Raw genomic sequence first — 12,590 nt, 5'->3', positions numbered from 1 at the left:
TTTCCTCCGGTGGGGTTGTTCGCTCACGTTATCGGACGGCGGCAACCCGCGCAAGATAACGACCCGGCAGGTGACCAATCGAAAATCCCAGTCGACGTAACCAAAACAGCACGGGCGCCGCGATCAGAGTTCGCCAGTCGCGTTGCCGCCAAAGCAGTTTCAGGGCGAGACGTTGTTCCGCCGCTCCGAAGCTGACGACCGCCAAAATCGCCGCGACAACCCACCACAGCCAAGGCATTAGGCAGGCCGCGGCCGGGGTTCCCAACAGCACCGCCGCACGCAGACCATGCAGCGCGCGTTTGGCCCCGCCACTGGGCCGGCGACCCGCGGTATTGCGGCAGGCGTCAACGAACCAAGACCTCCACCGATCGGGATTCCGATGCGTCATTGTCGACCAACCCGCCACGCCGGTTCGATAGCCCAGGCTCGCCACGCGCCCGGCGAGTTCCACATCTTCCCCATGCCGCAGCGACTCGTCGAATCCGCCCAGCGCGGTGAAGACCTCGCGCCGATAACACCACGCGCCCGTCCCGCGCCGCCCCGCCATGACCAGCGAGTGCATCGCCGCCCACAGCGCGTCGCCCAACCGCCTCACGACACTGTCGCGCTCGCTCCAGGCGCGCACACCCAAGGCGATCGCCGCGCCCACTTCCGGGTCACCCAGCGCGCGCAAGCAGGTCATGAGATGATCCGGTGCGTAACGGCCGTCGGCCTCGGTAAAAAAGAGGATATCCCCGGTTACCGCCCGCGCTCCGTCATTTCGCGCCGCTGCCGGGCCGCCATTGCGATCCCGCCGCACGACTCGCGCCCCGGCTGCCTCCGCCAACGCCGCGGTTTGGTCGGTGGAGGCGTCGTCCACCACGACAAGATCCACCTCGACGCCCTGCTGTGCCAGGAGACTTGCCGCGCAAGCGCCGATGGTATCCGCCGCGTTGTAGGCCGGAATCACGACGCCGATGGGACCTCGCACCGGCAAGGCTTTCGTCGTCGGATCGACACGTTTCGGGAACACCAGTTCAGGCACGAATTTTCCTTTTTGTGGTTACCCGGCAACTTATCTCATTTCGTCTTTTCAATCACCTTGTCCCTCGGCGGGAAAACGCGTTAACATCCAATGTCTGTTGGAGGAGGATTTATCATGTCTCGTTTGTCGTTCCTGTCGATCATCTTGGTTCTGTTTCTCGTTCCCTTTGCCGTCGCGGAAACCGGCCCAACCTACGCACCGCGCGCCGTGGACCATGCCGAAGTCATTGACGCCGCCGTCGCACCCACGATGGGCGGACGACCCGCGCCGTCCGTCGCGTATCAGTATCCGGCGAGCGTGGAGGATTTCGGGCCGTATTTTATGCAGTACGTTGACGAATTCATGTGGTCCGTCGATCCCACTGTCGGCGATCTCACCGCACCGTCCCTGCGGGAGTTGAGCGCAGGCATGAAAGCGGCCGTGGACGCGGCGCCGGATTGGATGCAGCTTCGGTTGGCGCATCGCTTTTTCGAATTGCCTGCCGACGCCGCCGAAGATCTGGCCGACTTGATTGTCACGCCGCCTGACGCCCTCTACCGCGACGAAATCGCGTTCTTGGTCGCCTTCTCCAGCCGCAGCGATCTGCTCGCCATGGAAGACTCCCGCGCGCTGCTGGTGGAAAACGTGCAGTCGATCTACGAATTGGACGCGATTCTCGATTACGTGGAAATCGTGGAAATCGGCGAGTCCGGCAAGGGCGAATACGGCACGACGCTGCGCTACAACATCATCGTTGACGAGACGCCCACCGAATACGAACTGCCGATGGACGTGTACTACTGGAATATCGTCCACCCGAAACTCGATGTCGAAGGTCCGGATTTCATCGACCCGCTCGACGGCCGCAGCGCACTGCCCGCTGAAGGCGGTCACTATTTCCGCAACTACCTCATGTTCGACGTGGAGGGCGAAGGCAGCTATCAAACGCCGATGTACATGCAAGGCGTCGACACCGACGATTTGCAGGACCTCGGGCCCAGCGCCCGCGGTTACCTGACCGACATGAGCATCCACAACCTGGAAATCGCTTATCAGGGCGGCACGAACAACGTCGTTTTCGCGGAATTCGCTTTCGGGACGGGGCAAATATTCGCTACGACGATGCGCGTGGCCGAGGCCTATTCCGCCAACGACAGCCCGCTGCTCGAAAACCTGATGAACCAGGGCTGCGGGGATATGCTCCTGCCCGAAGACACGCCGATCGCGCTGGTCGGTGACGTACTGGTGCCCGAGTTCCAGACTGCGTTGGAGGCGCTGGGGCGCTGGGACGACGTGACGCAGTTTTCCGCGGCCGACCTCCTGGCTCTGGACGAGGACGGCTGGGCAACCTTCAAATCGACCTACGGCAAAACGGTCATCATGCCTTACCAAACGAGAGTGTTCTGGTCCATGTGCATCACGACCGAGGACATTCGCACGCCACTCGAAGGCTACGTGAGCGAAGCGCACGGGTATAAGGTGCTGCAGATGTTTTTGGCCAACGATGACCTCGACGACCCCGCCGGCCAAACCTTCCCGGGCGGCTTCACGACCACGGCGCAGGCCACGAACGAAACCAACGATATCGACGTGTACGGCAGGCCGCTGTTGGCCGATATGCTGGCCGGGATCGACGTGTTGTGGGACGGCGTGCAGGTCGGCCTCTCGGGCGACCGACCGCTGTGGGACAACGCGAACGCGGTGGAAGCCATCGGCAATTGGGTAGGCAAAAACATGCTCGACAACATCGAGGAACGCGGCGAATCGGGCGCCGGATACGAACGGGCGCTCCAACCGGTGCGCATCGCGTACAATCACTACGGCAATTGCGGGGAGTTGCAGGATCTGGGCTCGGCGGCCATGCGCGCCGCGCTGATCCCCGGCGGCTTGATCTCCACGATGAACGAAGACCACGTGTGGAGCGAGTTCTATTTCAACGGCGAGTGGCGCCCCTTCCAGGTCGATTGGACCAACTCCACCAACAACATCGGCAATCCGGGCATCTGCTACGACAATCCCGATCCTGAAATCAGCAAGAACATCAGCTTCGTCGTCTTCTGGTACGGCGACGGCCGCATCGCGCAGGTGCCCGAACGCTACACCGACTACGTCACGCTTAACTTCGCGATCACCGACGTCAACGGCGACCCGGTTCCCGACGCCGTCATCGATATCTACACCGAGGGGTCGATGACCTCCTCGAAACGGCAAGGCGCTTGGCTGATCACCGATCAGGACGGCCAAGCCACGGTCAATCTTGGCGATTGGCGTAACTACTTCGTGCACGTCACGTCCGGCGCGGGCGAGTACCCACCGGAAGAAAAAGGCGGCGAGAAAATCCGTATGGCCCTTGTCGTGCGGGCCGATGACGCCGAGCCCGGCTCCGTTTTCGATATCGAACAACAACTCGAGGGCACGGCGGTTCACTACACGCCGCAAGATATCGAACAGAAAAACGAGAGCTTCGCGCTGCACGTCACGCTGGAAGCCACCGACCGTTTGTCCTCGCCCGGCAGCGCCTTCAGTTCCGCGCGGCCCTACTACGAAATGGAGCCGCCGCTACTGGACGTGTTCCTCGTCGACGAAGACAACCAGGAAAAGGCGCGACGCAACCAGCCCTTCGAAGCCGCCTATGCCAAGCTGGGTATCGCCGACCTCGACGAGCGGGTGTTTCCGCCCGATGAAGGCAACTGGACGCTCATGGTTACGCACCACAGCTCGCCGATTTCCGACCATCTGCTGGATATCGAAATCACGACCGAGGGCGACCCGTACGTGCCCGAGGAAGAACCGACCGACGACGACACCACCGGCGACGATGACGATACATCGCCGCCCCCCGGTAGTAGCGGCGACGACGACGACGATGACAGCGGCGGCGGTTGTGGCTGCTAAAAAAGGCGTTTACGTCTTATAGGTGCCCTTCAAGCAGGAACACCGTGCCGGCGCCGTCGTCGCTTGGGTTGAGGCATTGCGTTCCCGCGACCACGTCGGCCACGCCATTTCCCGTGACGTCCGCGACGCTGCGCAATGTCATGACCTTCGCGTCGCCGGTGTCGTAGCGCCACAATTCCGTGCCGTCCTTGCCGTCCAACGCGATGATCAGCGATTCGAAGTTGCCGATTACCACGTCATCCAAATCGTCACCGTTCAGGTCGTCGATGCGGTCAAGCGCCCACGTCAGATCGCTCGTCAGGCCTGTCGCGCACCACACCGTCGTCCCGTCCGCGCCGCTGGTCACGCACGGCGTCGCGAGCGAAGTCATGGCCACCCACACCAGATCCGGCACGCCGTCGCTGTCCAGATCCTCAATGGGGACGACCCGCATCGCATCTCCGGACGCCACGCTGGTCCATAGCTCCGCGCCGGTTTCCCCGTTGAGCGCCACGACGGCGTTGGTGTTCCAGGAACCGGCCAGCACATCTTGGATGTCGTCGCCGTTGAGATCGTCGATGACGGCCATGGTGAAGTTGTTGCCGACGCTCGTTTCCCAGAGAACCGTCGCCACGCCGGTACTCGCCCCGTCCGCGCAGTAGACCTTGGGGTCGTTATCGCCGGCCGCGAAAATGGCGTCCGGTATCTTGTCGCCGTTGACATCCTCGATCGCGGCAACGCCGTAGATGACGTCAGTGCTCGCCGTCAACCGGAAGACGACATCGCCGGTCGCGCCGTCCATCAGCCAGCCCATGTTGTTGTCGCTGCCGACGCCCAACAGCACTTCGGGAACGTCGTCGGAAGTAACGTCCGGAAAAGGCGCCACGCTGTGAATCCAGCCGCTGTCCGGCGACAGGGGGTCGGTGTAGGTGTTGAACTGCCACAACACGTCGCCGTTCGCGCCGTCCATCGCATACGCCGTTCGGTTGCCCCAGGCCGTACCGACCAGCAGGTCAGGCAGATCGTCGCCGTTTAAGTCACCAACGGCGTGAAGCACTTTGTCGCCGTCGCCGCCCGCCGAAGAGTTGTTCGGCGGCCCGCTGTTGGGCGCCTCTCCCCACACGATCGTTGCCGCGCGAGTCGGCGATGCGCCGCTGAGCACCCAGGTCGTGTCCGCGCCCGTTGGCGTGTAAATGCTATCGTACCCATGGGCAATGATGTCCGCGGTTCCGTCGCCATCCACGTCGCCGATTCCGCCGACGCATTCAATGTGGTAGGGCCCCTCCGGCGCAACAAACGTCCAGATCAACCGTTCCACGGTGGGCGTATCGTCATCATCGTTGTCGTCGTCGTTATCGTCGTCGTCGCCGCCCGTGTCGTCGTCGCCGCCCGTGTCGTCGTCGCCGCCTGTGTCGTCATCGTCGTCGTCATCATCGTCATCGGTCGCATCGTCGTCCGTCGCGTCGTCGTCTGTCGCGTCGTCGTCGGCATCACCGGGACCGGTATCGTCGTCGTCATCATCGTCATCGTCGTCATCATCGCAGGCCGGGATCGCAACGATTGCCAACATCACCAACAAAAAAAGGACAAAACCTACCCGAGAAAAAACGCGCATTACGCACCTCCACATATTTGCGAAAAGGAACACCTCAACGATTTATTGATTTTGAGTATGTGTCAAGCGTAAGGCACCGAGCCGGTTTCGGCTCGGGCCGGAGAATGATCCGCCAGTGGTTTGCGTCGCGCTGTTAGTCTTCGTGCTGGCGGCGAAATTCAAGCGACTTGGCCAACTTGAAAAAATCGCCGTCGATCGGCACGTAGCGCACTTTCGTCCGAAACGTCTTCGCATCGATCAAATCGCTGAAGGGCACGGCTTTGATTTCCAGATTATCCCCGACGCTAACCATGTTTCCGCCGCGCCGTTGGCTGATGAAGCGGAAAGCGCCCGCGCCAAGCTGGCTGCCAAGCAAAATGTCGAAAGCCGAAGGCTCGGCGCAACGGGTGGTGTATCCGATCGTCTCGGACTTCACTCGTAGCTTGCGACCGGTCGTCTCGAAATACATTTCGCTTACCATTTTAGCAATGCGGTATCCCAATAACGCGTCGGCAAATCTGATGTTGCCGTGTTCGTCAACTTCTTGCGGAATTTGGTCTTTGGGTAAATGGTCGACCAATCCCTCGGAAATCAGCACCACGCCGTAACGTTTGCCGTATTTCTCCCGCTCGATCACGAGGTTCAGGATCTCGGTCGCCAGACGATTCAAGTCGACCGAGTCGCCCATTTCCTCCGGGCCGATCATCCGCACCGCTTCGCCGGATATCCCGGCGCCCAGCGTATACCAGCCGGCTTTACGACCCATCAGTTCCAATACCCACCAAGCGTCGGTCGTTTGCGCCTCGACATTGAAAACCTTGATCGCCTGCCGCGCATGTTCGATGGCCGTAAAGTAGCCGAAGGTCCACGGAATACCGAAGTAGTCGTTATCGATCGTCTTGGGTACGTGAACCACGGGAAGACCCAGCAGGTTCAGGTAGAACGCTGTCTTAAGGGTGTCGTCGCCGCCGATGGAAATCAACGCTTGGATGCCCATGAATTCCAGCGCGTCCAACACGTTGTATATTTTTTTGGACATCGTCGGGTCGATCAAATCCTGCACGCTCTGGATTTCGCGGCCGCCCACACTGCTCGGGTTGGCCCGCGCCGTCTTGATCACAATGCCGCCCAATTGCCGAATCTTGGTCACATCTTCATAGCCCAGACGCTTGAAATGAAAGCCTTCCCGAAATTGGCGCGGCTTTTCACGGTCGAACTGTTGCAGGTATTCGTAGCCCTTATAAAAACCGATAACCTCCCAGCCATCGTTCAAAAACGCCAGCGCCGCCGCCGAAATTACGGCGTTACCGCCCGGCGCCGGACCACCGGAGAAAAGCATCCCCACGCGCTTTTGTTTCGTGCCGTGGTATTTGCGAGCATTCTTGAGGACCTTCTGCAAATCGGCCGAGTCGGTCTTGCTGGTCTGCGCCTTCTTCGCGGTTGTCGCCTTCTTCTTGATCGTTTTCGCCTTGGTCGCCGGAGTTTTCTTGGCCATGTTCGCTCTCCTTATTGTCCCGTCGAAGAACCATGATGCAAAATCACAAGGCTTGTCATGCATTCGGGCAGAAAATAGGGCGCAAATCACCGGGCGTCAAGCACGACGCCGGATAAGAAAACGGCAGGGCCGCGCATGCGCAACCCTGCCGGTGTGCTGATCACTGTTGGGAAACTAACCCCTTATCGGAAATCGTAACAGCCGCAGCCGCCCGCGTCCGTGCTGTCCTCGTACGAACGCTTCAACTTGTCGCCGGAACCGTCTTCGCCTGGGACCTCGTCGTTACCTTCTTCGTCGGTATCGTCATCCACGGCGTCAGTGTCGTCGTCTTGCGGAAGTACCTGGCCGTCGGTGTCATCATCCGTCGCGGCGTTGTCATCCCCCTGTTGCGCGGCACCTAACGCCGGCAACATAAGCATCGCGGCCAATACGGCCAAAACCATCAACAGGTAAGTCACGCGCATTGAAAATCTCCTCATCGCGTAAGGCAAATCACCCAGACTCAAGTGGGCAAGTCGCATCATTATACGCATTGCGCCCGCGCCGTCAAACGCCGCGTGGCTAACGAATTACCGCTTATTTTTCCGGCCTTTACGCTCGACCTCAGTCCAGCAGGCAATAGTTCCCGCTGTCGAAGACGATTTTCCCGAAACCCTCTGCTTTAATTGTCGGGGGTCGTGGCGTGCTATCTTGCCGAAACGCTTTTTCGGCCCGCAAGGCTTCCAGCACCGCCGCGCGCTGCCGCAGGGTCCTTTGCACACCACGCGCGACGCCACTCAAGTCCGGCATCGCCATTACGCTAAGCGGTGAGTATTTCAGTTCCTCTCGGCTAAACGCCTCCGGTAACGCAGTGGTTGCGCCTGCCGCCGCCCACTGTTCGATGGTCCGAATTTGCCTGTCGAGGAAGCTTACCAGCATCCATTTTTCACGTTCGGCGTACCCCAAACGCAACGCCGCGCGTAACAGCCACATACGAAATGAACCCGTCATCTCCAAGCGGTTTGTTTCAAAAAGCTCCTCGATTGCCACGGCCTCCAATCGGATGGCGTCCGCTAACAACATGGCCGGATTGGGGAACTCCGAATAGTGCTTTTCGACGTCTGCGAGTTGCCGGTCGGATAACTGCGGCAGCAAAGCCAACGTGGCTTTTTGGTAGATGGCCTCCAAGTGCGAGGCGAGCATCACGAAATATATGATCCGGGAATCGTAGAAGCCCTGATCGATCGCCGCCAAGTACTCCAGACGTTTTGTCGCCGCGGCATTGTCTCCCTCTGCGGCGTGGCGTACCGCGGTCAACGCCTCGAGGCCGAACCACCGGATCGTCGCCTTCATCTTCGGAAACTTGGTGTCCACGGCAATCGGTTGCTGGAGAACGAAACCGTCTTTCACGATGGTTTGTATTTTTCGATCGAAGCCCGGTACCGCCGGATATTTCGCCTCGTGCTTCTTCCACTGCCGCACGGCTTTGGGCGGGCACTCGCTCTCGGTCCACTCGAATTCCATGCGCAGCATCGGCGCGGCGTCTTCTATCATCTCGTAAAAGAGACGCCGATCCCGATCCGGCCGCGCTTCGATCGACTGCGCCAATTCGTGAAACGACGCAAGCCGTTTCGACAACTCTTCCCGGTCCGGCGGCATCCGATAATACGGCCGCAACACAATCGCGGCCGCGATCAAAAGGCCGACGACGATGACACCCAATGCGAGAGCCGACTTTCGCCACCAACGACGCATCCCTTACTCCTTTGCCGGAGGAACCTGTCGGGGCATGATACACCCGAACTTTTGGTCCACCACAATGTCCTGCCCGCCGTCATATTTCAATCGGAACGGCGCCCGTTCGCCGCGCTCACGCCGCTGCAACTCTGCCCGCAATGCGCGAACCACCGCGTTACGTCGCTGCATCTGCCGCAATCCCACGCGCAAGTAGGTCCGAACCGGGGGCATCACGCCAGCCGCGTATACCGTCGTGCGCTTCGCGTCGCCCCGGACGCCGGGGGTCGGCCCGCCGGCGCCTTCGGCATACCAGGTTCGCAGTTCCTCATCCAGGCGCTTGTGTAGACCGATGAAGCAAAAACGCTCGCGACTCGTCCAACCGAGGAAATCGGCCGCCCGCAGAAGCCACCCCGCTTGGCGAAAGGGCATCTTCCCCCGCAACTCGTGCAGCACGTCGTTGGGAGTGGTCGCTCGCGCCGTGCCGCCGATGGCAATCGCGTCAATGGTCGCCGCCGCAACGTCCGACCGCGCCGTCATCTCGCGGCCCAGGGTGTGGATATCCTCCGCCTTCAACCGAGGCAGCAGATACACCGTGGCCGTGTCGGTGATGCGCTCGATGCCGATGGTGTTGACGACATTGAACAGGGTCGAGCAATCCCGCAGGCCGGCGTTGATCGCGTGCAGGCGCATCAGTCGCGGCACCGGGTCATCCCCGGCGACTGCGAGCCAAAGCTGCAAGTTGACCCAGCGGCGGTAAGACTGCCCCCACGGTGGCTCGAGTCGCGGCGCGCCGTCGTCCTGCCAGAGAAAGCCGTCGGCTAAAACCCGATCCCATTCGGTGTCGTAGCGCGCGGCCTCGTCAAAGACCGGCGCGTACGTTTCAAATTTATCCTCGTCAAACGGAGGGCAGCCGTCGTAGGTGAAGTTGTCGACCGCCTCCCACAACGGCCGCATCTGCTCCATCATCGCGTTGAACGCCTCGCGGTCGTCGGGCGGCCGCGTGCGGAACTCATGCACACGACCTTCCCATTTCGCCACCCAGCCTTCCAACTCGGCGGCGCTCTGAGACGGCGCCTTCACGTAAGGATACACGTGGAAAAAGACGACTCCGCCGCCCAAGCATCCCGCAATCAGCAATGTGATGAAAACACGCCGCGCGTTTACTCTCACGATTCTCCCGACGGTTGTTTCTCTTGATTCCTCTCGACTATACAACCGTTTGGGGAACTGATGACAAGCTCGCTTTCCGCCGGGCCCCTTCTTATTCGCCAACCCGCGTCAAACGCAGGTCGGAGCCCCGGCGTTCCAAACGATAGACGATCTTCTTGCCCGCCTCGTCCCACTGCCACTGCAAGGGGTCAGTCACTCCGGCACGCAACGCCGCCGGCACTTCGGCTCGTAGCCGGAGCGTTCCCAAAAGCTTCTCGTAGAGCAGGAACTGCTGCGCAGGATCGACGCCCACGGCGACAAGAAAGCTATGCTTGGCGGTCAACTTCGTCGCGGCGTCAAGATCCGGCCGGTCCCCGGTCGCGATCCATTGCCGCACTCCTTCATTGATCGCGTGACTCAAGTAAACGAACCAAGCGATTTCGCGTTTCTGCTGGCCGGTCCACACGTACAGGCGGCTCAACATGCTGCTCTCGGAGGCATTAGGATTTACCGAATCAAACGACACGCCTTGGTGAAACGCCTGGAAATCCGCGAAGGCGTCGCGTTCCAAACCGGTGACCAGGCGCAATTTCGCTTCCTCCCAATCCTCGACCGCCGCGAGAGCCTGCTTCCGTTGCTCGGCTGACAATCGGGGCCAGGAAGCGACCAGACTCTCGTAAATAACGCGTTCGTAGACGCAGCCCATCACCACGTTGAGCGAATACCCACTGGCGTACAAGGAATTGATGAAGCGCCGCATTCGAGCGAGGGCTTCGAGCGGATTTTCTCCGGCGATGATTTCCGCCGCCTGCCAATTCGGCCACCGGCGCATTTTGGAGAACGGCAGGAAATCCGCCGCGAGGTTGAAGTCTTGTTGCAGCGTCAATGGCCCCGGGAACCGCCGGTCGAACTCCGCGTTCCATTTCCGACGTTCCTCGCGCGTGCCCGCCATCGCCGCCGCCAAATCGGCCGCGGAATCAAATTCGGAATCCGGCTTCCATTGTGGCGCTCGTTCCAGAAAATCGGCGACGTCCTTGGCATAGGCAAACAAGGCTTCACGGTCTTGGGGCGACCGTTCCTGCATTTCCCACGCCGCCTTTTCCCACTGCTTGGCAATACGATGCCGAGCGGTTTTATCCAGCGGGGGCGTTTTGAGATATGGCCACCATGCGTACAATGCCGGCCCGAACGTAACCGCCGCCATTCCTACGACGGCGACGAGAATTAATATGATCCACTTTCGTCTATTCATGGCGTCTCCGTTGTTTTCGGCGTGTTTTTGAAATCCCCGTGTTTGTCGGTGATCACCAATTCAACATCGTCGAAGTAGGGCAGCCGCGTCGTGCCGCCCGTCGCGCGACGCTGCGGCTCGGCCTCAATAGCCGCCAACAGCGCCTTTCGACGCGCCACACATTTTAGGACCGCTGATCTGACGAAACGCGCCATGTCCGGCGCCATAATCGCGCTCAATATGGAGTGGTCCAGGATCTGCGCCATCAGATCCCCCACCGGCTCGCCGGTCGCGCCGTTGTCGTACCAGACCCGCAACCGCTTGGTCATTTCATCCATCGCGTAGACGTACCACCACCTCTCACGCTCCAAGAGGCCCGGCACATGCAGCGGCCACAAAAACCGTTTGCTTTCTTCGTCTATGAATATGCTTTCGCCTCCTTCCGCCTCGGTTGTCAGCGACGAGAAACCGGCGTAGGCGTAGATCTTCGTCGACCGCAGCAACTGTTCAAAAAGATCGGGACGTTGCTTGATGATCTCCGCCGCCTGCGCCAAATCCTCCGGGCTCAATTGCGGCAGTCTTTGGATCAAGGCCGGATCGACGATCGCCTCGATCGTGATACCTATCATCAACGAGAAAAGAATGTCATTTTCCATCAAGGACGCGATCAGTTGCGACGCGCGACGATACGGGGGCATGAATTCTTCGCCTTGCGCGGCCATCGTGCCCCACCAGTACGCCAAGCCCCAGATCGGCAGAAAGTCCATTGTCTCCGCGTCGAGGGCGTAATCCTGATACAAGACAAGCCCGTCGGCAGCGAAAGCGTCGAACTCGACGATCAATTGCTGAAGTGTTTCACGGTTCGCGGCAACCTCCGCCACGCTTTCCTCGGAAAAAAAGAGGCTCTCTTCCCCCCCGGAACCGCTTGCCGCTTTGCCCTTTTCGAGAAACTCCTTGTGCTTCCGGCAAAACTCGTCAAACGCCTGCCGGTCCGCCTGTGGGTGGCTGCGCACGGCGTCGGCAAACACCTTCCATTCCGCAACCGTTTTCTCGAGCTCGGCCCGCGGCACGGGCGCCGGCTGAATATACGGCCACACAAAAACAAAAAACGGCACGCCAAGCACCAACAAACCGGCGGCGATGATCCCGACTGCCAAAAACCGTTTTCCACGCGTAGTCATCGTGCGGCTCCTTTGGAATCGCCGTCGCGCAAAGATAAAAGGGATTCTACTTATAACGAACACGAATGTACCAAAACGTTCCGACGCCCGCCATACGCCCACAAAAAAGCCGCGGCGCGGTGCCGCGGCAATTCGATTCGGAGAGGGTGGGATTCGAACCCACGGGACGCGTTAACGCCCACACGATTTCCAGTCGTGCACCTTCGGCCTCTCGGTCACCTCTCCTTGTAAAGGCCAACCAAGCCATCCCTGGCTTGCCCGGCAGGCGGTCGGCGAAAAACGTCGTTTTCACCTCCCTGCGGTATTCGAAAATCCTTTCCGAATACCGGCGGCCCTTCCATGGACCG

9 protein-coding genes and 1 tRNA gene are annotated in these 12,590 nt (G+C 60.3%); 1 reads left to right on the top strand and 9 read right to left on the bottom strand.

The features are described from left to right. Positions 1-28: 28 nt before the first annotated feature. Positions 29-1,024, bottom strand: coding sequence for a glycosyltransferase family A protein (locus tag P9L99_09460; protein MDP8223574.1), 996 nt, complete (start codon positions 1,022-1,024; stop codon positions 29-31). Positions 1,025-1,138: 114 nt separating this feature from the next. On the opposite strand from P9L99_09460, the gene P9L99_09455 reads away from it, so the two are divergent. Then, positions 1,139-3,898: a transglutaminase domain-containing protein gene (locus P9L99_09455; protein ID MDP8223573.1), complete on the top strand. Its 2,760-nt coding sequence runs from the start codon at positions 1,139-1,141 to the stop codon at positions 3,896-3,898. Between the two features lie 16 nt (positions 3,899-3,914). Here P9L99_09455 and P9L99_09450 read toward each other — a convergent pair whose 3' ends face one another. The 8 genes from P9L99_09450 to P9L99_09415 all read right to left on the bottom strand — a co-directional run bounded on the left by P9L99_09450 (position 3,915) and on the right by P9L99_09415 (position 12,468). After that, positions 3,915-5,492 (bottom strand): VCBS repeat-containing protein, encoded by a 1,578-nt coding sequence (locus P9L99_09450; GenBank protein MDP8223572.1) that lies wholly within the window; start codon positions 5,490-5,492, stop codon positions 3,915-3,917. Between the two features lie 133 nt (positions 5,493-5,625). Next, the gene (locus tag P9L99_09445) at positions 5,626-6,966 is read right to left on the bottom strand and encodes a 6-phosphofructokinase (GenBank protein ID MDP8223571.1); all 1,341 of its coding nucleotides are present in this window, start codon (positions 6,964-6,966) and stop codon (positions 5,626-5,628) included. Between the two features lie 182 nt (positions 6,967-7,148). Next, positions 7,149-7,430, bottom strand: a complete 282-nt coding sequence (locus P9L99_09440) for a hypothetical protein (GenBank protein MDP8223570.1) — start codon at positions 7,428-7,430, stop codon at positions 7,149-7,151. 139 nt (positions 7,431-7,569) lie between these two features. Then, on the bottom strand, positions 7,570-8,700 hold the full coding sequence (locus tag P9L99_09435; GenBank protein ID MDP8223569.1) for a hypothetical protein: 1,131 nt from the start codon (positions 8,698-8,700) through the stop codon (positions 7,570-7,572). A gap of 3 nt (positions 8,701-8,703) precedes the next feature. Further along, positions 8,704-9,852: a hypothetical protein gene (locus tag P9L99_09430; protein ID MDP8223568.1), complete on the bottom strand. Its 1,149-nt coding sequence runs from the start codon at positions 9,850-9,852 to the stop codon at positions 8,704-8,706. 91 nt (positions 9,853-9,943) lie between these two features. Then, entirely contained in the window at positions 9,944-11,083 is a 1,140-nt protein-coding gene (locus P9L99_09425) for a hypothetical protein (protein MDP8223567.1), read from the bottom strand. Continuing rightward, a complete protein-coding gene (locus tag P9L99_09420) occupies positions 11,080-12,243 on the bottom strand; it encodes a hypothetical protein (protein ID MDP8223566.1) in 1,164 nt (387 codons plus the stop codon). Before P9L99_09420 ends, P9L99_09425 begins: the two co-directional genes overlap by 4 nt. Positions 12,244-12,381: 138 nt before the next feature. Continuing rightward, a tRNA-Ser gene (locus P9L99_09415) sits at positions 12,382-12,468 on the bottom strand. Positions 12,469-12,590: the final 122 nt, after the last annotated feature.

It is taken from the genome of Candidatus Lernaella stagnicola, from assembly GCA_030765525.1.
Taxonomy (GTDB): domain Bacteria; phylum Lernaellota; class Lernaellaia; order Lernaellales; family Lernaellaceae; genus Lernaella; species Lernaella stagnicola.
Note: the sequence above shows the minus strand (reverse complement) of the source record. Positions and strands in the feature narration are given on the sequence as shown.

What these genes read in the sequence shown, in the direction of transcription:
- P9L99_09455 (MDP8223573.1), top strand. Translation starts at nt 1,139, where the DNA reads ATGTCTCGTTTGTCGTTCCTGTCGATCATCTTGGTTCTGTTTCTCGTT.
- P9L99_09450 (MDP8223572.1), bottom strand. Translation starts at nt 5,492, where the DNA reads ATGCGCGTTTTTTCTCGGGTAGGTTTTGTCCTTTTTTTGTTGGTGATG.
- P9L99_09445 (MDP8223571.1), bottom strand. Translation starts at nt 6,966, where the DNA reads ATGGCCAAGAAAACTCCGGCGACCAAGGCGAAAACGATCAAGAAGAAG.
- P9L99_09440 (MDP8223570.1), bottom strand. Translation starts at nt 7,430, where the DNA reads ATGCGCGTGACTTACCTGTTGATGGTTTTGGCCGTATTGGCCGCGATG.
- P9L99_09435 (MDP8223569.1), bottom strand. Translation starts at nt 8,700, where the DNA reads ATGCGTCGTTGGTGGCGAAAGTCGGCTCTCGCATTGGGTGTCATCGTC.
- P9L99_09425 (MDP8223567.1), bottom strand. Translation starts at nt 11,083, where the DNA reads ATGAATAGACGAAAGTGGATCATATTAATTCTCGTCGCCGTCGTAGGA.
- P9L99_09420 (MDP8223566.1), bottom strand. Translation starts at nt 12,243, where the DNA reads ATGACTACGCGTGGAAAACGGTTTTTGGCAGTCGGGATCATCGCCGCC.